This window comes from Rhodococcus mengyinensis, from assembly GCF_048381435.1.
Classification (GTDB): Bacteria; Actinomycetota; Actinomycetes; order Mycobacteriales; family Mycobacteriaceae; genus Rhodococcus_F; species Rhodococcus_F opacus_D.
Window position 1 is genome coordinate 1 of record NZ_JBLWIT010000111.1, and the last position, 25287, is coordinate 25287.

General features: G+C 65.7%; 20 protein-coding genes and 1 pseudogene. 15 read left to right on the forward strand and 6 right to left on the reverse strand.

Annotated features, from left to right (window positions below; genetic code table 11):
* Positions 1-100 precede the first annotated feature (100 nt).
* From ACNJ7E_RS24140 to ACNJ7E_RS24150, 3 genes and pseudogenes are all read left to right on the forward strand, one after another.
* A complete protein-coding gene (locus tag ACNJ7E_RS24140; RefSeq protein ID WP_418341135.1) occupies positions 101-1513 on the forward strand; it encodes an aldehyde dehydrogenase family protein in 1413 nt (470 codons plus the stop codon).
* Positions 1514-1838: 325 nt separating this feature from the next.
* Positions 1839-3251 (forward strand): ammonium transporter, encoded by a 1413-nt coding sequence (locus tag ACNJ7E_RS24145; protein WP_418341136.1) that lies wholly within the window; start codon positions 1839-1841, stop codon positions 3249-3251.
* 353 nt (positions 3252-3604) lie between these two features.
* Positions 3605-3881, forward strand: a pseudogene (locus ACNJ7E_RS24150) (IS110 family transposase); the annotation flags it as partial.
* 165 nt (positions 3882-4046) lie between these two features.
* Here the strand turns inward: ACNJ7E_RS24150 and ACNJ7E_RS24155 are convergent.
* A complete protein-coding gene (locus ACNJ7E_RS24155; RefSeq protein ID WP_418341137.1) occupies positions 4047-7337 on the reverse strand; it encodes a protein kinase domain-containing protein in 3291 nt (1096 codons plus the stop codon).
* A gap of 702 nt (positions 7338-8039) precedes the next feature.
* Entirely contained in the window at positions 8040-8411 is a 372-nt protein-coding gene (locus tag ACNJ7E_RS24160; protein ID WP_009475723.1) for a hypothetical protein, read from the reverse strand.
* A 210-nt stretch (positions 8412-8621) separates the two neighbouring features.
* Between ACNJ7E_RS24160 and ACNJ7E_RS24165 the strand changes: the two genes are divergently transcribed.
* A complete protein-coding gene (locus tag ACNJ7E_RS24165; RefSeq protein WP_418341138.1) occupies positions 8622-9098 on the forward strand; it encodes an SRPBCC family protein in 477 nt (158 codons plus the stop codon).
* Between the two features lie 24 nt (positions 9099-9122).
* Here ACNJ7E_RS24165 and ACNJ7E_RS24170 read toward each other — a convergent pair whose 3' ends face one another.
* Positions 9123-9665, reverse strand: a complete 543-nt coding sequence (locus ACNJ7E_RS24170; protein ID WP_043789763.1) for a hypothetical protein — start codon at positions 9663-9665, stop codon at positions 9123-9125.
* Between the two features lie 324 nt (positions 9666-9989).
* Positions 9990-10988 carry an SDR family oxidoreductase gene (locus ACNJ7E_RS24175; RefSeq protein ID WP_418341139.1) on the reverse strand — a complete coding sequence of 333 codons (999 nt, stop codon included), beginning with the start codon at positions 10986-10988 and terminating at the stop codon, positions 9990-9992.
* A 145-nt stretch (positions 10989-11133) separates the two neighbouring features.
* Here ACNJ7E_RS24175 and ACNJ7E_RS24180 point away from each other — a divergent pair, with 145 nt between their 5' ends.
* The 11 genes from ACNJ7E_RS24180 (at position 11134) to ACNJ7E_RS24230 (ending at position 23079) form a co-directional block, all read left to right on the forward strand.
* On the forward strand, positions 11134-11991 hold the full coding sequence (locus tag ACNJ7E_RS24180) for a helix-turn-helix transcriptional regulator (RefSeq protein ID WP_418341140.1): 858 nt from the start codon (positions 11134-11136) through the stop codon (positions 11989-11991).
* An 803-nt stretch (positions 11992-12794) separates the two neighbouring features.
* Positions 12795-13412, forward strand: coding sequence for a hypothetical protein (locus ACNJ7E_RS24185; protein ID WP_418341141.1), 618 nt, complete (start codon positions 12795-12797; stop codon positions 13410-13412).
* A 141-nt stretch (positions 13413-13553) separates the two neighbouring features.
* Positions 13554-13934, forward strand: coding sequence for a decarboxylase (locus tag ACNJ7E_RS24190; RefSeq protein WP_418341142.1), 381 nt, complete (start codon positions 13554-13556; stop codon positions 13932-13934).
* A 48-nt stretch (positions 13935-13982) separates the two neighbouring features.
* Positions 13983-14687 carry a TetR/AcrR family transcriptional regulator gene (locus tag ACNJ7E_RS24195; RefSeq protein WP_418341143.1) on the forward strand — a complete coding sequence of 235 codons (705 nt, stop codon included), beginning with the start codon at positions 13983-13985 and terminating at the stop codon, positions 14685-14687.
* Positions 14688-14695: 8 nt separating this feature from the next.
* Complete coding sequence (locus tag ACNJ7E_RS24200; protein ID WP_005250502.1) at positions 14696-15622, forward strand: ABC transporter ATP-binding protein; 927 nt, start codon at positions 14696-14698, stop codon at positions 15620-15622.
* Positions 15619-17256, forward strand: coding sequence for an ABC transporter permease (locus ACNJ7E_RS24205; protein ID WP_418341144.1), 1638 nt, complete (start codon positions 15619-15621; stop codon positions 17254-17256). Before ACNJ7E_RS24200 ends, ACNJ7E_RS24205 begins: the two co-directional genes overlap by 4 nt.
* A 27-nt stretch (positions 17257-17283) precedes the next feature.
* Entirely contained in the window at positions 17284-18036 is a 753-nt protein-coding gene (locus ACNJ7E_RS24210; protein WP_418341145.1) for an IclR family transcriptional regulator, read from the forward strand.
* A 155-nt stretch (positions 18037-18191) separates the two neighbouring features.
* Positions 18192-18344: a hypothetical protein gene (locus ACNJ7E_RS24215; protein WP_005256569.1), complete on the forward strand. Its 153-nt coding sequence runs from the start codon at positions 18192-18194 to the stop codon at positions 18342-18344.
* Between the two features lie 142 nt (positions 18345-18486).
* Entirely contained in the window at positions 18487-19458 is a 972-nt protein-coding gene (locus ACNJ7E_RS24220; RefSeq protein WP_418341146.1) for a PDR/VanB family oxidoreductase, read from the forward strand.
* A 31-nt stretch (positions 19459-19489) separates the two neighbouring features.
* Positions 19490-20692 (forward strand): cytochrome P450, encoded by a 1203-nt coding sequence (locus ACNJ7E_RS24225; RefSeq protein ID WP_418341176.1) that lies wholly within the window; start codon positions 19490-19492, stop codon positions 20690-20692.
* Between the two features lie 107 nt (positions 20693-20799).
* Complete coding sequence (locus tag ACNJ7E_RS24230) at positions 20800-23079, forward strand: glycoside hydrolase family 3 C-terminal domain-containing protein (RefSeq protein WP_280784767.1); 2280 nt, start codon at positions 20800-20802, stop codon at positions 23077-23079.
* 7 nt (positions 23080-23086) lie between these two features.
* Here ACNJ7E_RS24230 and ACNJ7E_RS24235 read toward each other — a convergent pair whose 3' ends face one another.
* Together ACNJ7E_RS24235 and ACNJ7E_RS24240 are read right to left on the reverse strand one after the other, a co-directional pair.
* Positions 23087-23761 carry a GntR family transcriptional regulator gene (locus ACNJ7E_RS24235; RefSeq protein ID WP_280784766.1) on the reverse strand — a complete coding sequence of 225 codons (675 nt, stop codon included), beginning with the start codon at positions 23759-23761 and terminating at the stop codon, positions 23087-23089.
* Positions 23762-23879: 118 nt separating this feature from the next.
* Entirely contained in the window at positions 23880-25241 is a 1362-nt protein-coding gene (locus ACNJ7E_RS24240; RefSeq protein ID WP_280784765.1) for a dicarboxylate/amino acid:cation symporter, read from the reverse strand.
* Between the last annotated feature and the right edge of the window lie 46 nt (positions 25242-25287).

A 25287-nucleotide genomic window follows, 5' to 3' on the forward strand; every position in this document is an offset into this window, starting at 1 on the left:
GTCGGCGGCACCTACCAACGATTTTCGAGTAGTGAGGGTTTGAATAGTGACAATCTGCGATGTGGATTTGACGGCTGCGTGTTTGATTGGTGGTCGGTGGGTGCCGGGGTCGGGAGCGGATGCCGTCGAGGTGTTCAATCCTGCGACGGGGCTGGTGATTACGGAGTTGGTTCCGGCGACGATCGAGGATGCGGAGGCGGCTGTGGTGGCTGCGTCTCGCGCCTTCGGTGACTGGGGTTCGCGGCCGTTGTCGGAGCGGGTGCGGTTTTTGTATCGGATGAAGGTGATCCTCGAGGACAATGTCGAGTCGTTGGCGCGCACGATCACGATCGATCAGGGTAAGACGTTGGATGAGGCGCGCGGTGAGGTGGGGCGGGCCGTCGATTTCCTGGAGACGGCGATTGCCGCTCCGATGCTGTATCACAGCGACGCCGTGAATGTCACCACTGGTGTGGATGCGCGGCGGGTGCGGGAGCCGTTGGGGGTGTGTGTGGCGGTGACGCCGTCGAACTTCCCGGTGATGAACACGGTGCAGTTCTCGGCGTGGGCTCTGGTCACGGGTAATGCGTTGATCATCAAGGCGTCCGAGCAGGATCCGCTCGCGTCCACCGCGGCGATTCGGTTGCTGCAGCAGTCGGGTCTGCCGGATGGGGTGCTGAACTTGGTGCACGGCCGGGCGGATGTGGTCAAGCACCTGATCGCCCACCCGTCGGTGGTGGCGGTCTCGTGCATCACGTCGTCGCCGACGGCGCGGGCGATCTACGGGGCGGCGGCAGCGGCCGGGAAGCGGGTGCAGGCCAATGGTGGTGCGAAGAATCCGATCGTGGTGGCCGCGGATGCGGATCTCGATAGGGCGGCGGCCGGGATCGTGTCCTCGTCCTATGGGATGGCGGGTCAGCGGTGCCTGGCGGGGAGTCGGGTCGTGGTGGTTGGTGATGTCTACGGCGATCTGATGGACCGGGTGGTGGCGTTGGCCGATCAGTTGGTGGTCGGTGACGGTATGGACGAGGGTGTGACGATGGGCCCGGTCGTCAGCGCCGAGAGCAAGGTGCGGATCCTGGCGGCGCTGGGGGAGGCGGAGGATCTGGGTGCGACGTTCGTCCTCGATGGTCGGAATGTGAAGCCGGTGGGTGGGGCGGGGTCGGAGAACGGCTATTTCATCGGGCCGACGATCGTGGCCGATTTGGATCCGCGGCACGGGGTGGAGGGTCGGGAGTTGTTCGGTCCGGTGATCAATGTGCATCGGGTGGATACGCTCGTGGAGGCGATCGCGTTGTCGAATGATACCGAGTTCGGTAACGCTGCAGCGGTGTTCACCAGCTCTGGTGCGGTGGCGGCGGAGTTCGAGCGGGGTATCCGGGCCGGGAATGTGGGTGTCAATGCGTTTCCGGCGCCGCCGGCGAATATGACGATGGGTGGGTACGGTGCCTCGTTCTACGGTGACCTGCATGTGTGTGGTGCTGCGCCGTTGGATTTCTTCACCGATCAGAAGCTGGTCGTCACCCGATGGTGAGCACTATGCGGCGAGCCAGTGGGAACGCGACATGAACTCCGCAGTCGTCATCGAAACAGATCTCTAAGGTCGACGACGAAACTCACTCGAAAATCGCTCTATCCAAGATCAAACGAAGTTGCGCGGTAATCTTTGCACGCGAGGTCACCGCGCATCCAGTGGGGGAACAGGCTCAGAAACGTCTCACACATCGTGAGAAATTTGACGGCGGCACGCCGTACAGGGCTCGCCTGATTTGTATAGATGGTTCCTTTGGCAAGGAATCTCTTATGGAATCACGAGGCAACCGCGTCTTACCACTCCACTCTCAGGTAGAAGGATGCCAATGTACCTTGATCAAGTTTCTATGGCGGCGCAGTTTCCGACGGTGGTCTACATTATCGGGCTGATCGCCATCTTGCTGGCCATAGCCGGGATACTTCTATTCGACGCCGGCCTCAGTCGTGCAGGAAACGTGATGCACACGTTGACGCAAAAGCTTGTCGCCGCATTCGTTGCTGCGGCGGGTATGTCACTGATCGGATTCGCCATCTGGGTCACGCAGTTCAACCAGGCTTTCGGTGTTGCAAATCCGCTCGGCCAGGCGATCAAGTCGTGGTGGCTCGGAGGAGCGGGCATCAACACCCTACCCCAGGATCTCGACCCAGCGGTCGTGCCGAATGCTGACTCCTTCCAGGCCTTTTACGCGCTCTTCATTCTCTTCGCCGCCTTCTTCGCGGCGCTGTTGGCCGGGTCTGTGATCGAACGGGTCAAAACAAGTTCCTTGGCGTTGATCGCATTACTCTTCGGGGCTGTAGTCATCCCGGTCGCTGGGTACCTGGTCTACGGCTCTGTCGGGCCGCTGTCCAACGCCGGTACCCACGACTTCGGCGGTGCATTCTTCTATATATTGCTTGGGTGTTGGGCGCTCGTATTGGTGTGGCGAGCCAGGCCAAGGGTGGGTGTTTTCGACGGCACCGCGACCGAGCCTGCGATCCCGCACAACATGTTGTATGTAGTGGTCGGAATGGTCCTCTTCCTTGCCGGAATCTGCGGCTATGCGCTTACCAACGGTTACCTGGTACCCGGATCCGGATACTTCGGGATCACCCTCAACGAGAGCGGCATGGGGCTGATTGTCACGAATCTTATGATGGCCTTCGCGGCCTCGGCGATCGGCGGCCTGCTGGTCTGGAAGATAGGGAAACACCCGTACTTCTTCTTGGTGTCACCGGTGGCCGGCTGGATCTCGGTGTCGGGGCTGATCGACGTCGTCAAGCCCTGGCAGGCAGGTCTGACCGCCGTGTTTGCGCCCTTTATCCTGCTCGGCGGTTACAAGCTGATGATCAGGCTCCGGCTGGACGACGTCAAAGTTGTACCACTTGCGCTGGGCCCGGGAATCTACAGCGCTTTGATGGCCGCGGTGTTGGCAGGTGGCGTCAAGCAGGGTGGCTACTTTGGAATTGCGCAGGGTGAGTATGCCTTCCAGCACGCCTCGATCAACATCGGACATCAATTGTACGGAGTTATCGTTTTCCTGGTGCTCGGTCTCGCGTCGGCGCTTCTCGTGGTCTTCGTGGTCGAGAAGACCATCGGGCTGCGTGACGGGCGAGTCGATGAAGGCCTGGAGGCGAAACTGGATCGCACAGTCATTGGTGAGGTCGCATATCCTGACCGGACACCTGCGGGGCTACAACAGGCTGACGTATCCGAGGAACCGGCTGCCGAGGTCAGCTTAAGTGCCTTGACGGCACGCTAGAACTATTCATTCGCCGGAGCAGAATGAACGCGTCACCTGGATGCGAGTTGGGATCGCCAACAGATCGCCAGCACGACGCGTTCATTCCTGCTCCGGTACTGTTCAGCGCGCCTGATGGAAGTTGATCAGGGAGCCTTCGACAGGTCACGGACCGTCCGGGGGAAGCTGATTACTGAGCCGCCGGCCGGTGAGCACTGTTCGCGTCCGGAGTGAGCGTCGATTGCTAGTCGGTGAGGTTGCCTGTAGCGCTGATGGGGTGGCGTGCCGTGTGAGCATGATCCAATAGTTGCCGTCGGGCGACTCTGGGCTCGAACAGGTTTCACCCATTTTAAGAGAACTGACGGAGGCGATCGATGATCTTCGTCGGCGACGACTGGGCGAAGACATCACGACGTGCACCTGATGGATGACGTCGACCGGCGGCTGTCGTCGCGTCGGCTGCCGGAAGGGCAGGCCGACATCCGTGAACTGCACGAACTGGTAGCCGCCAACGCCGAAGAGGCAGGGCAGGTCGTGGTCGGCATCGAAACCGACCGCGGCCTGTGGGTGCAGGCGCTGAGGGCGGCCGGGTACCCGGTGTACGCGGTCCCCCTCGCGGTCCCTCGTCGAGTGACTCGAGACGGGCTTTCGAAGAGTCACGTGATGGCCTTCGTGGGCTACGACGCGCTGGTGAGACTTGGAGCCAGTTCGTGCACAATCCGCGTGAAGCTACGACGAGGAACGCTTCCGGTGCCAGCCTCGTCGCATGGGCGCGACCTCGAGGGCGGAGACCGAACCTTCACCACTACAACACGCTCACGCGTTCTCGGTCACGAACCATGCCGCGATCTGAGCGCGCGAGTTGAATCCGAGTTTGGTGAGGAGGTGTTCCACATGACCCTGTGCGGTCCGCGGCGATATGGTCAGTCTGGTCGCGATCTGACGATTGGTTAGCCCCTCGGCGACGAGCGCAGCGACTTCGCGTTCACGGTTGGTCAACCGGACAGACGGCTGGCCGGATTGTGACGAGTGCGGTCGTTGTGAGGACTCCACAGCCTCCCCCTCGAGCGCGTAGGTGATTGCGCCATCCGTGTCGAACTGGCTGCCCTTGCTACGAGCTGCGCTGAAGGCGCTGGTGCCGAGTTCGCGAGAGGCGTCGGTCACACATCGATCGTGTTGCTCGTTGAGGGCGGTGAACAGCAGCGGGCTACTCCCGACGGAATGTGCGAAGTTCGCCGCGGCGCCCAAAAGTATGGCGGATCGTTGAAACTGTCGCTCCTTGCCCGCTGTCCACGCGAGCGCCTCGAGGCACACCGCCGCGGCCAGGCGGTCGTCCACACGTCGAATCAGTACCAACGCTTCTTTCAGAAGCCTGCTCGCCCGTTCCAACTCGCCTCGGCGCATGATGGCCACGCCCATCGCCCACAGGGTGTACGACCGGTACATGGTCTCGTCGTGAGCTTCCGTAATGGAAAGAGCATCGTTGAAACACGCGATCGCCTGATTAGACTCTCCGAGCAGATCGTAACCCACACCTAGCATCACGAGGATCCAAACATGCTGTGTGAGATCATGATCGGTGGCCAATGCGACGCGCGCCTTTTCGAGTTCGGCGCACGCAGGAGTGAGGTCGCCCTTGTAGACTCCGACCACGCCTTCGGTGCGGGCGAGAAAAATGTGGACAACGGGGGTTGTCGTTTCCTCGGCCAGCGAGCGTGCCTCCTCCATCAGGGTCGACGCAGTGTCGAAGTCTCGCTGCACCGCGGCAAGCGAGCTCGCAGCGTAGAGCGCTTTGATCCTGGTGGCGGGATGCTGCCCTGCCTCGCACGCCAGTAGACGGCCGAGCCAGTATCTGCCCTCGTTGAACAGGCTGTGGGAGAACCAGAACGCGAATAGAGAAGAGGCGATATCGAGACCCTTTTCGGGGGCGTCGCCCACCGAAAACTCCATTGCCTCACGTAGGTTCGACTGCTCACGGGTCAGTTGCGTGATCCACTCGAGTTGACGGGGGCTGATCCAATCGGCCGCTGCGCCAGCGGACAGCTGTCGACACCATTCTCGATGCTCACGGCGCAGTTGCTGAAGTTCGCCCGACGCCTGCGCCTTCTCTTTGCCGTAGACGCGCAGGATCTCGAGCATCCGGAACCGCACATCCCTGCCGACCTCTTCCCGCATCAGGATCGACTTGTCCACCAGAGAGGTAAGCGTGTCCAGGAACTCGTCGGACGAGATGTCGCGACCGCAGATAGTCTCTGCCGCGGTGAGTTCGAAGTGACCCGCGAACACCGACAACCGGGACCACACGAGTCGTTCCTGCGGTGAGCACAGCTCGTAGCTCCAGTCGATACATAATCGCATCGTTCTCTGTCTCGGCGGTCCGGCCCAGTGCCCGCGGGACAACACTTCGTAGCGGTCCCTCAGTCGATCCCGAATCTGCTCGGGGGACATCGCCCGCAATCGTGCGGCCGCCAACTCGATCGGGAGGGGCAGACCGTCCAGCTGCCGGCAGATCTGCGCGATCGTGCCCGTGTTGTCTTCGGTCAGAGCGAAGGTGGGGACGGCAGCAGCGGCCCGGTCGGCGAACAACCTTACGGCGTCGAACTGGGGAAGGCCTTCCGGTGTCGTCGGGCGGCTGTCGATGGGGACGCTGAGTGGTGGAACGCGCAGAACGGCTTCCCCGCTGATTCCCAGTGGCTCGCGGCTGGTGGCGAGGATGTAGAGGTTGGGGCAGAAGTGCAGAAGTTGGTCGACGACTTTTGCCGTTTTCTCCAGCACTTGCTCACAATTATCGAGCACCAAAAGAAGCTTCTGCGAGCCTAGGAACTCTTGCAGAATCTCGATGAGCGGTCGCGCCGTCTGATTGCGTAGCCCGAGTTCGGATGCGACGACGACCACGACGAGCGAGTCGTCCTCGACGGCACCGAGCTTGACGATCCGCACACCGTCAGTGAACGCTGCCTGAACCTTCGCCGCCACACGCAGCGCCAGCCGAGTCTTGCCGACCCCACCGATACCGGTGAGGGTGACAAGGCGCGATACCCCGAGCAGTCGTCGTGCCTGAGCGAGTTCGTGACGACGACCGACGAAGCTGGTCAACTCCAGAGGAAGATCACCCTGCGCGGACTTGCCGACACCGGGCATGGAGTGCGATCGATGCTCTCTCGTGCCGGCATGCGACCCGGCGGACCCACCTCCCGCTTCGACGCGGACCGCCATCACATCCATCGGAAAGCCGTAGCGTGCCTGGATGCCCCTAAGTTCGTCACCGAACGCAGCAGCAGTGGGCTGGCGCTGGTGTGGCTCGGCAGCCATTGCACGTTCGATAACGGTGCTGACGTCATCGGGGATTCCGGCGATCCGTGGGTCGGGGACCGGATCGGTCGTGACCCGCAGAAACTGAGCGATCACGTTCTCTCCGCTGCGACGTTCGAAGGCGGCATGACCAGTGAGGGCGCAGAATACGGTGGCGCCGAGACCGTAGATGTCGGACGCCGCGCTCGGCTCGTCCCCCCGCAACACTTCAGGTGCGGTGAAGGCGGGCGATCCGGTGATTACACGCTTGGTGGTGGTGAATCCGCCAGGTATATGTGCAATGCCGAAATCGGTTAAGGCAGGCTCGGCATAGTCGGTGAGCAGGATGTTCGCAGGTTTGACGTCGCGGTGAATGATCCCGAGCCGGTGGGCGCTCTCCAATGCTCCGGCGATACGTATACCGATCCGGAGAGCCTCGTCCAGTGGAAGTGAACCCTGACGGCTAATCCATGCTTGCAGTGAGCCCTGGGCATGGAATTGCATCACCAGGTACGGCCGCCCACTTCCCGTGGTGCCCACCTGCAGCACGTTCACGATGTTGGGGTTGCCGGTGAGTCGTCCCATCGCCCGCTGTTCCCGGAAAAACCGGGCGCGGTTCTCGTCGTCCAGTTCCGAGGTCATCACCTTCACGGCAATCGTGCGATCGAGGGAACGCTGCCGACACCGGAACACGACACCGAACCCGCCGCGGCCGATCTCTCGGGGGTCGTCGAATCCGGCGTCTCGGAGCTCCGTAGCGACGACGTGCACTTCGTCGCGTTGGGTCGACAACGGATCGTTCTCAGCCGGCGGCATGGCTCACTCCGTCGGCATATCCATCACGTAACGCCCGAACGTACCTGCCACCTCAATCACCTCTGCAGAGTCCTCCAAGGATATCGCGCATGATCGGAGCCTTTGAGCGAACAACCACCGATTCCTCGCAGCATCTCGGTCACGCATCGCCGCGTCACGAACAATCGCGGTGGCCGGACGCCGCGGCGTTGCCTCAGAGACTTCCTGGACAGCATCCGGGACAATTTCCGAACCTCGCCCTGAACCGGTCTTACTCCACCGATCGAAAAAGGCGTTTGCCGTATTGTCTGGACAAGCGAGGCGGTGCCCGGTGTAGAGGCTCAGGACGAGTGCGTCGGCCTCGGTGGTAGGCCACATCCAGGGCACTTCGGGATCGAGTGGGTGGGAGATCACTCCGTCGTCGGGCTCGAAAGGGTAGTTGACCTGGTGGATGGTGGCGACCTGCTGGGAGCTGACGGTTGCGAGGGCGTTACCGTAGAGGGTTGTGCCGCCGGGCTCGAACAGGGTGGTGCCAGGTTCGACGAGGGTGACTGGTCGGGAACGTCCTCTGGCGCGTCGCAGGCGACCATGGGTCATGCGTTTGCGCAGCCGATACGGTCTCTGACCTCTATCTTGTACGGGGAGAGCCGGATTCAAGGGAGACATCCGCGGTTTCCGGGAGCTGACCAGGCCGTGGGCCCGCGCTCCCGGCGACCCCGGCGCTCAGAGTTCGATGTACAGGAAGTTGTCGGCCCAATTCGTTTCGCCGCTCGTCGTCGCGAAGTAGAAGATGCGCTCCGAGAATCCGCAATCGAAGTATTCGGCGATCTTCGATTCGCCGGGGGCGAGCGTGCCGAGGTTCCTGCTCTCGTAAACGAGCGGAGTGTGGACCGTGACTCCGGTGGCGGTCCCGTCGCCCTCGTTCGTGACACGCACGGCGCATGCGTTGACACCCTCGGCGTTCGCCTGCGTGATCACGAGGTCGGGTCCGTCGCCGAGAGAGCCGAACGGAGCGGCGGAGGCCGTTGCAGCCCCCGCGGCCGCCAGCCCCGCGATCATGGCTCCCGCCACTGCCGTACGTCGAAAATTGCGCATGGTTGTGCCCTTTCCTCGGTTGTCCGGATTGCCCGGATCCGTACGCTACAGTCGCCCACCCGCACGAAGCGTGCAGCCGAACGAAACCGCACTGCCGTGTCGTCTCGTCGAGGCCGGCTGGCACGAGTCCGCTGATCGACATCGACTTGCCGCATGCGCAACGAGGCATGGTGCTCGAGATCTGGCGACTCGTCATGGTTTGATCGAGTTATGACCGAGGAGAATGGGATTCCCACCGTCGTGACTGCCAGCCGCATCATCGCAGCCCCGGCGCGGACGGTCTTCGAACTGATCGCCGACCCGGCGCAACAGCCGCGGTGGGACGGCAACGACAACCTGGCCGAGGCCGCCGCCGGGCAGCGGGTGCGCGCCGTCGGTGACGTGTTCACCATGACGCTCACCAACGGCGGCATCCGCGACAACCACGTGGTGGAATTCGAGGAGGGGAGCCTGATCGCCTGGCTGCCCTCGGTGCAAGGCGATCAGCCGCCGGGTCATCTGTGGCGTTGGGAACTCGACCGAGTCGATGAGGCGAGCGTCCGCGTCACGCATACCTACGACTGGTCGCGATTGACCGACGAGAAACGCCTCGAGCGCGCCCGGGCCACCACGTCGGACATGCTTCTGGCCTCAGTCGACAGGCTTGCCGAACTCGCCGAGGCGAACGGCGAACGGCCCCTCGCCTGACCTGTAGCCGAGGGGCGTCCGAGGTCACCGACCGGGCACGACGGAAATCGTTCCCTGGCAAACGGCGTTCTGCGAATTGACGAACCACCATCCCGCGCCGGTCTGGACGGTCACGGTGAACGCCACCGTCCCGGTTCCCGTCCACGTTCGGTTGATCGGGATGCCGGGTTTCTGCTGCCAGGCCGCCTCATCGCTGACGCTGTGTCCGGTCGCGCCGGTTGTCGTGTTGTGCCAGTCGACCGACACCCGCGTGCCGTACCAGTTGACGCCGATGCTCGGAATGAGACCGCCGGGCGGCGTCGGCAGTTCGTTGCCGCCGCTCAGCAGAATTGCCGGCTCCAGTGCAGACCCACCCGGTCGCAGCGACTCCCCGGACGCGGCGTTGATGGTCCACGTGAACGGCGGTGCCCAGACGAGGGGATTCGCACTCGAGCACGTCATCGTCGTCGATGTCGGTGGCGCGGGCTGAGCACTCGCAACAGCGCCTCCTCCGGTCGCCACCGCGGTTCCCAGTCCGACAGCAGTGAGTGCCGCAGCACAGACCCGTCGTCCCAGCTGCTTGTTCATCAGCGCTCCATTCGTTCGTGACCACGAGAATTGAGACGTCCGTCGCCCCCCATTCCATTTCGGCAGCGGGACAGGATCTGTTACAAATCGTGCAAACTGGACCGCCACTCACGCAGCTGTATTCGGCAACCAGCCGCTGAGTCCCTCAGACCCTCCCTGCGGTATCGGCGACAACCGATACATCGACGGCGGCTACCGACGCAACGAGAATGCCTATCTGGCAGCCGGATACACGTTCGCTCGGGGCGCCCAGGGCCTCGGCGTGTCGTGGAACACCACGAATGACTGTGGCGGCGCGGCTCCCCGAGGGCGACCGCGAGGTGCTCACCGCGGTCGACGGTTGTCAGGGCCTGTCGATCCGAGGCGGGGACGGACGCTGTCGCCGGTCGGGAAGGAGGTGTGGGTGAGGTGCTCGGAGATCTGCCAGATGCGTGTGGCGTCGTCGTCGCTGCGAAGCCGGGAGTAGACGGACTGTTCGGCGGGCGGGCCGGACAGGTGACCGAGACCGCTGGGACCGTACAGGCGGGCGCCGCGTGCGTCCGGTGAGGTGGCGGCCAGCAGGGCCGGAAGCAGTGCGGTCTCTACCGTTCCGACGAGGATGCCGCGGCGGGAGAGTGCGTGGATGAGGCGCCTGCCGGCGGTGTCTCGCGCGCGGCCGACCTCGGGACGTGCGGCCAGGAGATTGGTGGGCGCTATGCCGGGGTGGGAAAGGTTGCTGGTGATCCCCCAGCCTCCTGCCTGGCTGCGCCGGTCCAGCTCGAGTCCGAACAGGCCGAGCGCGATCTTGGACTGGCTGTACGCGCGCTGGCCGTGGTAGGCCCGTTCCCAGTTCAGGTCGTCCCAGTTGATGGCGTGCTGGTTCGCGGCGACACTGATCTGCGAGGTCACATGCGCGTGTCCCGCGCGCAGCAGGGGTAGTAGGTCGGCGACGAGCGCGAAGTGCCCCAGGTAATTGCTGCCGAATTGCAGCTCGAACCCGTCGGTGGTGGTCTGCCGGTCCGGGGGTGTCATCACGCCGGCGTTGTTGACGAGGATGTGGATCGGACGGTTCTCGTCGCGCAGCGTGGCGCCCAGCGCGGCGACCGAGCCCAGCGACGACAGGTCGAGGTCCCGCAGGAACACGGCCGCTTCCGGGTGCTGCTGCTTGATCTTCGCGACCGCCGCGTCGCCCTTGCGAGGGTTGCGGACTGGCATGACGACCTCGGCGCCGGCGGCGGCGAGGCGCGCCGCCAGGCCCAGTCCGACGCCGTCGCTTGCGCCGGTGACCACGGCGAGTTTCCCGGAGAGGTCGGGGACGGTGATGTCCGGTCGTGTGCGTGTCATGTCCTGCTCCTGTTTTCTCTGCAATGTGGACGTGGTCTCAGGCTGCGCCCGATCCACCGAGACATCCACGGCCTGTCGATCCCAGGCAGCCCTCCGGTACCGAGGGCAGACTGAAACCAGAACTGGAAGCAAGGAGGAAGCAGTCGTGATCGATCGAGCGGGGCTCGCCGAGTTCCTGCGCCGCCGCCGAGAGTCACTTCAACCTGAAGACGTCGGACTCCCGCGTGGGCAACGGCGCAGAACCGCTGGTCTGCGCCGCGAAGAAGTCGCCACGCTCTGCCACATCTCCGCCGACTACTACAGCCGGCTCGAGCGGGAGCGCGGCCCGCACCCGTCCGAGCAGATGATCGCCTCGACCGCGCAGGGGCTGCATCTGTCCCTCGACGAACGCGACCACCTGTTCCGCCTCGCCGGGCACAACCCACCTGCGAGCGGCGCGACCAGCGAACACATCAGTCCCGGCCTGCTCCGCATCTTCGACCGGCTCACCGACACCCCCGCCGAGGTCGTCACCGAGCTCGGCGAGACACTTCGGCAGACCCCGCTCGGCGTCGCTCTCACCGGCGACACCACCCGGTACACCGGCCCTGCCCGCAGCATCGGTTACCGGTGGTTCACCGACCCGGCCACCCGAGCCCTCTACCACCCTGACGACCACGCGCTGCACTCCCGCGTCTTCGCCTCCGGACTACGCGCGATGGTCACGCTACGCGGCCCCAGATCACGGGCCGCTCACCTCATGGAACTGCTGCTCGCCCACAACGAAGAATTCCGCACCGTCTGGAACGAACACGAAATCGGCATCCATTACAACGGCGTCAAACGCTACATGTACCCCGAGGTCGGCGCCCTGGAACTGACCTGCCAGACACTTCTCGACCCCGACCAGTCGCACCTCCTTCTCGTCTACACCGCCATCCCCGGCAGCGAAAGCCACGAAAAACTACAGCTTCTCTCCGTCATCGGACCCCAGCACATCCCGCAGGCGCCCCCGAACGCGTGACCGACCTGACGATCACCGTCGTCCGAGCCCGATTCAAGGGGTGGAACTGCCCGCCAACGCGCCGGCAGTAACGGCCTACGGTGGCTCTCGATGTACAGGGCAGTTGCCCGATGCAGCGCGCGGGGTGTCAGGAGGTCGGCAGGTACGAACGGGAGCCGGTCAGGTTGTAGCGGTGGCAACGCTGAACTCTCCATGGCCCGTTCTCCATCCGGCCGGTGGGACGTTCGCCGTCCCGTGACGCGCGCGCGGAGGCACTCGAGCAGGCAGTGGTTCAGTCAATGCGGCGATCGCGTCCCAACGTGAAAGGAGTGCAAGTGAAAAGGTTTATCGCAGTAGCGAGTTGGGCATCTGTGTGCCGGCGGCATTCGCCGACCCCGTCGATCCCGACCCGTTCGGTTACAAGGACCGGACATCCGACTTCGTCATACCTCTGGATCCCGGGGTGTTCGGAGCGAACGCAGGCAAATCGATCATCCTGAGTCCGTACGGCACGAGTCGGACGATCGAGTGTGCGTCCTTTCACGGGCAGAGTTGGTGTCGCCAGTTCGATCACGTCGGGAATGAACACGATCTGTACAAGATGAAGATTCCGACGGGGTCGACCGAGTGGGATTACCGCGGTGTCTGGATCTACAACCCGTTCTGGCATCGACCCCGGTGAGCGTGCGGAACGGCCGAACGTAGCGAAGTGAGTGTCCACGGCGCCCGGATCGGCGAGAATTAATGCCGTGCGAGTTCCGGTCGGTCAGCTACCAGTTGGCCACCCGACGAGGCATTGTCCCGAGCAACAGGGGGTATCGAGCATGGTGCAACGAGCGGAGCGGTACCGAGTGCGAAGGATCGGCAGTAGCGCGCCTCTCGCCATCCTCGCGATCATCCTGGCCGGAGTCTTTTTCGCGGGTGCGTGTGGGCAGCAGGACACGCAATCTGACGCCGAATCGCAGCAGGACGCGACGACATCCGAGGCGATCCTGTTGCCTCAGGAGATTTTGGTGGGGTTGGACGTCGTCCAGACGTACTTCCCGGAGATGGAACAACAGACGGCGACGAGTGAGAACTCCACTGCTTCCGGTACTCCCGACGCGACGCGAATGGTGATCTACGAAGGGGGCGACGGCAGTAGGGTGACCGTCTCCGTCGATCGATATCCCAGCGTCGACGCAGCCGCGACCGCATTCGAGCAAGCGATCGACAACAGCGAAGCCGTCCAGGGGTTCGTGGCGCTACCGGCGCCGGCCGACGTCGGCGACAAGGCCTTCGCCGGCTCCGTGACCCAGGGAGACGACACGCACATCGGGTACGGCGCGCTCGCCGGCGAGTACGTGATCGGGGTGACCTCGGCCGGCTATCCGGCGACCACCGAGAACGTCGAGAAGCTGGCCGGTCTCACACACGACGCGGTCGAGAAGGCAACGGCATAGGGAAGAACGCGCGCGACAAGACCCGCCGCGGCGCCAACACCGCGTCAGGATTGCGGCCATCGGAGTCATAGTGCCGTCAAGAACGGCCGCGACCTCGCGTGGCGGGGGTAGATCTGGAACTGAATCCCCGAGGAGGTTCCGATGACGCTTCGTCTTCCCCACCCGTTCGTGCACGAGCAGTCACGGCAGAACATCGTGCTCGACCCTTCGGCGCTCGGCCCGGGGGTCGAGGACGCGCTGCGTGCGGTGATGGAACAGCCGCAACTACGGCTGATCGGTTTCCGCTGCACAGCCGATTTCGACGCCATCGACGACGCGATCGGGCTGATGGAACAGGTCCGGCGCGACTACGGGGTGATCCTGACTGAACTGGTCCTGGAGGGCGCAGACCGGGCCGATCTGCGGGAGGTCGTCGACGAGGCCCTGGACGAGGTGTGCGCCCGCAATCGGTATCCCCGCCCGAGCGTCGTGTTCACCGGACACCCGGCCGAGCCGGGACTCCCCGCGTTGACGAAATCTTGACGCCCTCACCCCTTGCGCTCGGTTGAACGCGCGTTTAGCGTATTAAACATGCGTTCAATCAGTGCCGGTTCCGAGGTCCCGCAACCCGATCTGACCACGCGTGCCCGAGTGCGCGACGCGGCCATCACGGTGTTCGGCAATCACGGCTTCAGTACCGGTGTACGGGCGATCGCCACCGCAGCCGGGGTGTCACCCGGTTTGGTGATTCACCACTTCGGTTCGAAGGACGGCCTGCGCGCCGAATGCGACGACCACGTCCTGCGGATCATCCGGGAGCAGAAGGCGGAGGCGATTTCGACCCCCGGGCCGGCGGGCACAATGCACGCCCTCGCCGAGATCGAGCAGTACGCCCCGCTCGTCGCGTACATCGTGCGGAGTTTCCAGGCGGGTGGAGGTCTCGGCGAGTCCCTCTTCGAGCACATGGTGGAAGACACCGAGCAGTATCTCGCGATGGGCGTGGCGGCCGGAACTGTCCGGCCCAGCCGCAACCCGAAGGCGCGGGCGCGCTACCTCACCCTCTACAACGTCGGCGCCATGCTGCTCTACCTGCAGATGCGCGCCGACAAGGAAACTCCGCTCGATTACGCCACGGCCATCCGCGACCTCGCCACCGACGTCACGCTGCCCGCCCTCGAGATGTACACCGAGGGCCTGCTGCCGGATTCGTCGACGCTCGAGGCATATCTGGCCACCGAAGACGGCGCCGCGCAGGCGGGCGCGGCTCCCGCGGAACATACCGACTCCCCGAACTAGGAGCAGCTATGAGTGCCATCATCGAAGTGCGCAACCTGGTCAAGACGTTCGGACGAACCCGGGCGTTGGACGGACTCGACCTCGAGGTCGGTGAAGGGGAGGTGCACGGGTTCCTCGGGCCGAACGGCGCCGGCAAATCCACCACCATTCGCGTTCTCCTCGGCAGCCTGCACTCCGACAGCGGTGAGGCCACCGTGTTCGGGCGCGACCCGTGGCGCGACGCCGTCGCCCTGCACCTCGACATGGCGTACGTCCCCGGCGACGTGACCCTGTGGCCGTCGTTGTCCGGCGGTGAGACCATCGACCTCCTCGCGCGGATGCGCGGCGGTCTGGACGAGACCCGCAAGCAGGATCTGATCGAGCGTTTCGACCTCGACCCGCGGAAGAAGGGTCGGGCGTATTCGAAGGGCAATCGTCAGAAGGTGGCATTGGTGTCGGCGTTCTCGTCCGACGCTCGCCTGCTGCTGCTCGACGAACCGACGTCGGGCCTGGATCCGTTGATGGAACAGGTCTTCCGTGAGTGCGTCGCCGAGGCCCGCGACCGCGGTGTGACGGTGCTGCTGTCCAGTCACATCCTGTCCGAGGTGGAGGCGCTGTGCGAGCGGGTCACCATCATCCGGGCCGGACGCACGGTCGAATCCGGGACACTGGCGTCGATGCGGCACCTCAGCCGTACGTCGATCACCGCCGAACTTCTCGGTGACCCCGGCGATCTGAGCCGCATCGACGGCGTGGCGGACATCGAGTTCGACGGGTCGACGTTGCACTGCCAGGTCGACAGCGAACATCTCGGCGAGCTCATCCGGGTGCTCGGCGACACCGGGGTACGCAGCCTCGTCAGTCAGCCGCCGACACTCGAAGAACTCTTCCTGCGGCACTACGAGATCGACGACGGTACGACGTCGTCCGACACGGTGGAGAAGGTGCGGGCATGAGTACCGCAACGGTGTCCCGGTACCGGCCGGTGGAGCCGCCGCCGGTGTCTTCCTCGGATTTCACGGGGACACTGCACTTTCTGCGGTTGTTCCTGCGCCGGGATCGGATCGCGCTGCCGCTGTGGATCCTGATCTTCGCGTTCGCACCCGCGCTGTACGTCGCGAGCATCGCCGACATCTACACCTCCGACGCCCAGTTGGCGGAGTTCGCGGCCACCACCGCGGCCAGCCCCGCGCAGATCGCCATGTACGGGCCGATCTTCAACTCCAGCCTCGGCTCGGTGGGGGTCTGGAAGGCCGGCATCTACTACACGCTGATCGGGCTGGTGGTGATCCTGACGGTCATCCGGCACACCCGAGCCGAGGAGGAGACCGGCCGGGCGGAGCTTCTCGACTCCACCTCCGTCGGACGGTACTCGGGCCTGACCGCGGCGCTGCTCCTCGCCGGCGGTGCGTCCGCCGTCACCGGGATCCTCTGTGCGGCAGCGCTGCTCGCCCGCGACCTTCCGGTGGGCGGTTCGGTCGCCTTCGGGACGTCGCTGGCCTGCTCCGGTCTGGTGTTCACGGCGGTCGCCGCCGTTGCGGCGCAGGTGAGCACCGGCGCCCGCGTCGCGCGCGGCGTCGCGTTGACGGTGCTCGGTGTCGCGTTCGCGCTGCGCGCGGTCGGTGACGCCGGGTCCGGCACCCTGTCGTGGTTGTCACCGCTCGGCTGGGATCTGCAGATCCGTCCGTATGCCGACGAACGCTGGTGGGTCGTCGTCCCCAGTCTCGTCACGGCAGTCGTACTCACCTGGGCGGCATACGCTCTCCTCCGTCGACGTGATGTCGGCGCCGGTCTGATCGCCGAACGCCCCGGCCCCACGGACGCGTCGCCGGCGCTCGCCGGAACTCTGGGGCTGGCGTGGCGGATGCACCGCGGCACGCTCGCGGCCTGGACCGCCGGGCTCGGACTGTACGGCCTGCTCATCGGCAGCGCCGCGAAGGGGATCGGTGGCCAGGTCGGCGACAGCCAGACGATCCGGGACATCATCACCCGGATGGGCGGCTCGCAGTCGCTGGAGGAATCGTTCATCGGCTACGCGTTCACGATGCTCGCGGTCGCCGCCGCGGCCTACGCGATCTCCGCGTCGTTGCGGCTGTACTCCGAGGAGAACGCCCAGCGCCTCGAACCCGTGACGGCCGGTTCCGTCGGCCGCGTCCGGTGGGCGTCGAGCCACATCCTGTTCGCGCTGCTCGGACCTGCGGTCGCGATGATCGTGGCCGGAGTGGCCGCCGGACTCACGTACGGCGCATCCATCGGCGACGTGGGGGGAGCCCTGCCCGACGTGATCGGGGCGGCGCTCGTGCAGCTTCCCGCGATCTGGATGCTCGCCGGCGTGACGGTCCTCCTGTTCGGTGTGGTCCCGCGGTTCACGCCGGTGGCGTGGGGCGTGCTAGTCGCGTTCCTCCTGATCTTCATGGTCGGGTCGATCGCGCAGTTCCCGCAGGCGGTGCTGAATCTGGAGCCGTTCAGCCACGCCCCGAAGCTGCCGGGTGGGCAGTTCGAGGCGACGCCGATCGTGTGGCTGCTCCTGATCACGGTGGTGCTGCTCGTGGTGGGCGTGGCGGCGTTCCGGCGACGCGACCTGCGCTGAGCGCCGGCCGGTGTGCACACTGAACGCATGGCACGTGTGCACACCGGCGAATCCGTCCTGGCCCGGACGGTGCGGATAGTCGAATCGTTCCGTTCGGACGACTCGCTGCTCACGGTGTCCGAGATCGCGCGACGGTCCGGTCTCCACATCTCCACGACGTCGCGGTTGATCGACGAGCTGGTGGGGTGCGGCTGGCTCGAGCGTGAGGACCGGAAGGTGCGGATCGGGGTCCGCCTGTGGGAGGTCGCGTCGCGGGCGTCCCCGACCCTCGGGCTCAGGGAAGCGGCGATGCCGTTCATGGAGGACCTGCACGCCGTCGTCGGGCAGCACACCCAGCTCGGTGTCCTCGAAGGCGACGAGGTGTTGTTCATCGAGCGGCTCACGGCACCGGGCGCCGTGGTCAACTACACGCGCATCGCGGGCCGGATGCCGCTCCACGTGTCTTCGTCCGGGCTGGTCCTGCTCGCGCACGGACCGTCGGAGCTGCAGGAACGCATCCTGAGTGAACCGTTGAAGGTATACACCGACAACACGATTCGCACGGCACGACAGCTGCGGGGAGTCCTGGCCGACGTGCGCCGGCACGGCTACATCCTCTGCGCCGGCCACCTCTACCCGGACACCACGGGCGTCGCGGTCCCGGTGCGGGACGGCCACGGCAAGGTGGTCGCCGCGCTGTCGGTCATCGTGCCGAACGACGAGAAGGCGTACGCGCAGATCCCCGCGCTGCAGGCGGCCGCGAAGGGCATCACCCGCGTGATGGCGGCGGCGCCGAAATGAGGCAAGCCCCGGTGGCAGATTCCCACGGATCTGCCGGAATCCGGCGCAATTGCGCGGGCGGCTGACCAATGTCTGTGACGCTGTGCGCGGTGGACTATCCGCCCCGGCCGTGCCACGGTGGAATCGGAACCACTTCTCCCAGAAAGCGCAGCATCATGGAAAGCACCTCGCAACCCAGCCCCCGGGAATGCCCGGACTGCCACGCGCTCACCGCGGACCTCGAGGCACACAAACTCTGGCACTCGCGGCTCGTCCACGACATCGCCACCGCCGTCGACAAGGACATCAGCCGGAGGGCGCACACCTGATAACTCAGCCTCGGCGGCGTCCGGGTGGGCAGCCTCGTTGAGTGACCCCGGTTACATCCCGACTTTCAACTATTGAAAATGATCTGGCGGCTCACCCCCGGCTCGGAAGATCCTCGAACAAACGCGAGATCGAGGAGTCGAGATGCCACAGAACCCGGTTTGTTCCGGTGCGCCAGCGGACGCGGCGCTGCAGGTTGTCGCCAAAGAGCTTGTCGCGGACGGTGTTGTCGCACTGACCCTGCGTCACCCCGACGGCCGGCGCCTCCCGGACTGGGCCCCGGGGGCCCACATCGACCTGCTGCTCCCGAACGGGCTGACGCGGCAGTACTCGCTGTGCGGTGACCGGTGGGACGCGTACAGCTACCGGGTCGGGGTGCTGCGGGAACCGGCGGGCCGGGGCGGGTCGGCGTACGTCCACGACGTACTCGCGGAGGGTGATCTCGTCGGGGTCGGAGGTCCGCGCAACAACTTCCCGCTCGTCCCCGCACCGAGGTACCTGTTCATCGCCGGCGGTATCGGGATCACCCCGCTGCTGCCGATGGTCCGCCAGGCGGAGCTGATGGGAATCGACTGGCAACTCCTGTACGGCGGCCGCACCCGCACGTCCATGGCGTTCCGGGACGAACTTGCCGCCTACGGCGACCGGGTGTCCGTCGTGCCTCGCGACGAGCAGGGCCACCTCGACCTCCCCGCGTGTCTCGCGGCGGTCGCCGCCGACGCGAAGGTCTACGTCTGCGGGCCCGGACCGCTGCTCGCCGCCGTCGAAAACTGCTGCGCGGATTGGCCTGTCGGTACGCTGCGGACCGAACGCTTCGTGCCGAAGGACAACGGCGCGCCGGTGCGCGACGAACCGTTCGAGGTCGAACTCGCGCGCTCCGGCCTTGCGGTGACGGTGACACCCGGCGCCAGCGTCCTCGACGCCGTGCAGGCGGCCGGGGTCGACGTTCTGTCCTCGTGCCGCGAGGGCACGTGCGGGACCTGCGAGACCACCGTCCTCGCCGGCGCCCCCGACCACCGCGATTCCGTCCTCGACGACGAGGAGCGGTCCGCCGGCGACTGCATGCTCATCTGCGTTTCCCGGTCCTGCTCCGACCGCCTCGTGCTCGACCTCTGACACCCCCACCCCGAAGGGACTCACCGTGACGATGTTCGCCGCCGCTCCCGCGTTGCCCGTCAGCGACGCCGACCCGTTCGCCCTCGACGTCCTACGGGACCCGTTACCGTTCCAGGCCGATCTGCGGGACGCCGGACCAGTCGTGTACCTGCGGCGGTACGACGTCTTCGCGCTGGGCCGCTACGAGCAGGTCCATGCCGCGCTGACCGACTGGCAGTCGTTCCAATCCGCTGCCGGGGTAGGCCTGAGCAACTTCCGGTACGAGACGCCGTGGCGTCCCCCGAGTGTCCTGCTCGAGGCCGACCCGCCGCACCACGACGCTCCGCGGGCGGTGCTGAGCAAGATTCTGGGCCCCCGCGCGCTGCAGAAACTGCGGGCGGCGTGGATCCAGGATGCGGAGAATCTCGTCGACCAGTTGCTCGCGAACACAACCGAATTCGATGCGGTCACCGATCTCGCCGCCGCGTTTCCGCTGCGGGTCTTTCCGGATGCCGTCGGCATTTCCGACGCCGGACGGGAGAACCTGCTGCCGTACGGGGATCACGCATTCAACAGTTTCGGTCCCGCCAACAGTCTGGTGGAGAAGGGAGCGCCGCGGGTGGCCGAACTGTCCGGCTGGGTGAAGGCGCAGTGTGCCCGCGACGCGCTCACCGGCGACGGCTTCGGTGCGCAGATCTGGGTGGCGGCGGACCGCGGTGACATCACGTACGAGCAGGCGCCGCTCGTCGTGCGCTCGTTGCTGACGGCGGGGGTGGACACCACGGTCAACGGGCTCGCGGCCGTGCTCTACGCGTTCGCGACGCATCCGAACCAGTGGGCGAGGCTGCGCGAGAACCGCACGCTGGCCCGGACGGCGTTCGACGAGGCGGTCCGGTGGGAGTCGCCGGTCCAGACGTTCTTCCGCACTGCCACCCGCGACACCGAGATCGGCGGTGCGACCATCCCGGACGGCAAGAAGATCCTGATGTTCCTCGGCGCCGCGAATCGGGACCCCCGCAGGTGGGAGAACCCGGACGTGTTCGATCTCGGCCGCAACCCGTCGGGGCACGTGGGGTATGGGATGGGAATTCACCAGTGCGTCGGCCAGCACGTCGCCCGGCTCGAATCGGAGGCGCTGCTGACGGCACTGGCGTCGCGGGTGGAGTCGCTGGAGATCGCCGGGCCGGTGCGCCGGCACCTGAACAACACGCTGCGGTCGTGGGAATCCGTGCCGGTCGCGGTGCGGCTGTCGTAGGCGGGAAAACCATACGTACGTATGTATTAGCACGGCGGAAAGTCGCACCGATTCGACGGTCCCCCCGATACGATGCTCCCGACCCGGCCGCCACGGAGAGAGGGACCATGGACACTCGTTCGTCCGCATCCACCGAACTCACCACCGAAGAGAAGGCCTCGCTCACCAGCGGTGAGAACTTCTGGGAGACAAAGGCGCTCGACCGGGTGGGTGTCCCCTCGATCTATCTCACCGACGGCCCACACGGAGTGCGGAAGCAGACCGGCGGCGGCGACCACCTCGGTATCGGCGACAGCGTGCCCGCGACGTGCTTCCCACCGGCGGTCGCGCTGGGTTCGACCTGGGACCCGGACCTGCTCGAGGCGGTCGGTCGGGCCCTCGGTGACGAGGCGAAATCCGAGGGCGTCGGGGTCCTGCTGGGGCCGGGTATCAACATCAAGCGTTCACCGCTCTGCGGCCGCAACTTCGAGTACCTGTCCGAAGACCCGATTCTGAGCGGCCGACTCGGTGCCGCCCTCGTCGACGGACTGCAGGGACGGGGGGTCGGCGCGTCGCTGAAGCATTTCGCCGCCAACAACCAGGAGACCGACCGGCTCCGGGTGAGCGCCGACATCGACGCGCGGCCCCTGCACGAGATCTACCTGCGCGGGTTCAGGCACGTGGTCGAGTACGCGGCTCCGTGGACGGTGATGTGCTCGTACAACCGCATCAACGGCGTCTACGCGTCGGAGAACCGGTGGCTACTCACCGACGTCCTCCGCGGCGAATGGGGTTTCGACGGGCTCGTCGTCTCCGACTGGGGTGCCGTGTCGAATCGGGTTGCCGCGCTCTCCGCCGGGCTCGATCTCGAGATGCCGTCGACGAACGGGGTCACCGACGCCCAGATCGTCGCCGCGGTCGAGTCCGGTGCCCTCGCGCAGTCCGCACTCGACACTGCGGCGGAAAGAGTGCTCGCGCTGGTCGAGAAGGTGCGGTCGAACCTCGATCCCTCCGCCGACTACGACCGCGACGCCCACCACGCCCTCGCCCGCGATGTCGCCGGCCGCAGTGTCGTGCTGCTGAAGAACGACGGAATCCTTCCGCTCGATCCCACAGCGAGCACGAGGATCGCGGTGATCGGCGAGTTCGCACGCACTCCGCGCTACCAGGGTGCGGGCAGTTCGCAGATCGTCCCGACCCGCCTCGACAACGCTCTCGACGAGATTCGGACGCTCGCCGCCGGCCCCGAGATCACGTTCGCGCCCGGATACTCACTCGATGAATCCGTCAGCGCGACAAATACACTGGTTGACGAGGCGGTGTCGCTGGCCGCCTCCGCCGATGTCGCCGTCGTGTTCCTCGGGCTCCCCGCGGAGGACGAGTCGGAGGGATTCGACCGGGAACACATCGAACTGCCCGCGGCGCAGACCGAACTGCTCGACGCGGTGCTCGCGGCCAACCCGCGCGTCGTGGTCGTGTTGTCCAACGGCAGCGTCGTGCGAGTGTCGGGTTGGGCCGGGCGAGTCCCCGCGATCGTGGAGGGCTGGCTCCTCGGTCAGGCTGGTGGGGGAGCCGTCGCCGACGTGCTCTTCGGGGTGGTCAACCCGTCGGGCCGGCTGGCCGAGACGATTCCCGTTCGACTCGAGGACACCCCGGCGTACCTCGACTTCCCTGGCGAGGCGGGCCACGTGCGGTACGGGGAAGGCATGTTCGTCGGCTACCGGTATCACGACAGCCGGGACGTGGCGGTGAGTTTCCCTTTCGGGCATGGCCTTTCGTACACGAGCTTCGACTATTCCGCCCCCGCCGCGACGCGGACTGCCGCCGGACTCGAGGTTGCGCTGACGGTCACGAACACCGGGCCCCGGGACGGACGTGAGGTGGTCCAGGTGTACGTCGGCGTCCCCGGTTCGGCAGTGGCCAGGCCGGTGCGCGAGCTGAAAGGTTTCGCGAACGTCGACATCGCGGCCGGTGCGAGTGAATCCGTCCGGATCCCGATTCCGTTCGAGGACCTGGCGTACTTCGATGCGGCGCTGTCGCGGTGGGTCGTCGAAGGCGGCGACTACCGGGTGTGGGTCGGCGCCTCGTCGCGGGACCTGCGCGGGGAGGTGGACGTGACGGTCGAGGGTGATGCACCCCTTCCGGTGCTCACGGCGGAGTCCACGATCGGTGAATGGCTGGCGCATCCGGTGGGGAGCGAGATCCTCGGGGAGGCGCTGGCGCAGACCGCCGGGTCGGGCGTGTTCGACGACCCGTCACTGCTGCGCATGGCCGCCTCGATGCCGCTGAATCGCGTCGCGGCATTCCCCGGCAGTCCGATCGGCACCGAGCAGTTGGATGCCTTGGTCCGGCGCGCCGAACGGCCGCCGCGGGTGATGACCGATCATGCCCGCGGCGGCCGTTCGTAGCGGCAGGTTACGAGGTGGACTCGTCGATGTCGAAGAGTTCGCCGATCAGGCCGCCGAGGAACCGTCGGTGTTGCGACGATATCTCGGCGGCCGCTGCTTCGTCCCGGGCCGCGCACAGTGTGATCAGGTTGTCGTGGTGCTCGATGGCGTCCTGCCAGCCGCGGAGGCTGGAGAACTTGCGGTAGTAGATCCGGTGGATCTGCGGGTGCACCTGGTGCATGAGGCGCTTGAGCAGTGGGTTGCCTGCGGCGTCGACGATGACGCCGTGGAGAGTGTCGTCCGCAGCGAGGGCGGCACCGATGTTGTCGGTCTTGATCGCCTGCGCGAGGTCGTCGTTGGCGGTGCGCATCACGTCGATCATGTCGTCGGTGAGGTTGGGCACCCCCGTTTTCACGGCCAGTTGATCCAGGACCTCCATCACCGCCAGCGTTGCCTCGACATCGGCCCGGTTCAGCGGGGTGATCCGGGTGAAGGCGGCGGGTTTGGCCTCGACGAGTCCGGTGTCGATCAGCCGTGTCAGAGCCTCTCGCACCGGGGTGCGGCTCAGGCCCAGATGTTCGGCCAGCTCGCTGTCCTTGACCTTGGATCCGGGCGCGAGCTCACCGGTGACGATCGCGTCGCAGATCCGCTCGAACGCGACGTCGCTCATGCGGGGGCGCTCCACCGGATTATCACGCAACATACTGGATACTGTACTCTGCACGCCGCACGCTCCCGGGGGCCGCGTGGGTGAGTGCCGGGCGCCTTGTCGTGACGATACCGAGTGCGTCTTCGTCGACTGTCCATTGTCCGGGCCCCCGCTACCCATCCGCGTTGTGTCGCCCGGCGAGGACCTTGTCGCCGAGTTCGTCGCCCGGCGTTGCGGCGGACCGGCCGGCCTTCGCCTCGGCTTTCTCCTCGGACTTGTCGATCACCGATGCGGCGAGGGAGTTTCCGACGACGTTGACCGCGGTGCGGGCCATGTCGGCGATGAAGTCCACTCCGAGCAGGAGCGCGACGGCTTCGGCGGGCAGGCCGATGGTGTTACCTGCGGCGATGAGCACCACGATCGAGGCGGAGGCAACGCCGGCCATGCCCTTGGACAAGATGACCAGGACGCCGACCATCAGCAGCAGGGTGGGGATCGAGGTGTCGATGCCGTACGCGTTGGCGAGGAAGACCAGGGCGACAGCCTGGTAGAGAACGGAGCCGTCGGTGTTGAACGAGTAGCCGAGCGGCACGACGAACGAGGTCGTCGAGCGGCTGACGCCGAGCCCCTCGAGCTTGAGCAGTAGCGGCGCGAGCACTGCCTCGGAGCTGCGGGTGACGAACGCGAGGCCGACCAGATTTCCGATGGCCTTGAGCATGGTGACGTACTCGACGCGGAAGATCGCGGCGATGATCGGAAAGATGACGCCGAGGATGATCGCCATACCGACGTAGACGACGGCGAGGAAGCCGAGCAGGCTCGACAGGTTCCCGAACCCATAGTGCGCGACGTCGTAGCTGATGAAGCCCAGGACCCCGAGGGGCGCGAGGCGAATGACGTAACCGACCACCTTGAACATCGCGCTGGCGAGTGAGTCGAGCACGGACGTCATCGGCTTCGACTGCTCACCGATCGCGGCGAGTGCGACGCCGACGAACCCGGCGAACACGATCACTGCCAGCAGGTTCCCCTCCGCGAAGGCGGCGAAGACGTTCTTGGGAACAGCGTGCAGGAGTAGTTCGTGGAAGTCGATGCCCTGCTCGAGGGTCTCGACGGACGCACCGTCGGCGCCGGCGACTGGGGCGCCGGAACCGATGTCGAGCAGCTTCGCAAGCGCGACGGCCATCAGCAGGATGATCGTGGTGACGACCTCGAAATACAGGATCGCCTTGGCGGCCATGCGCCCGACCTTCTTCGCCGAATCCATACGCGCGATGCCGAGCACGATGAGCGGGAAGACCAAGGGGACGACGATCATCTGAACCAGGTTGAGGAACACGTCGCCGGCCAGTTTGAGCTGCTCGCCGACGGCGGGGGCGAACGTGCCGATGAGTGCGCCGACGCCGACGGCGATCAGTGACTGCACGCCGATCGGCAGCTTCCAGAACTTCCACCACCTGCGTGGTGTGCGAGACGCGTCGGCGTCCTCGGGTGCGGTCGCGGAGTCAGCGGGGATGGCTTGGGTTGTCGTCATTCAACAGCTCCAATATATTGGATGTGGTGTACTGTTCGACAACAGT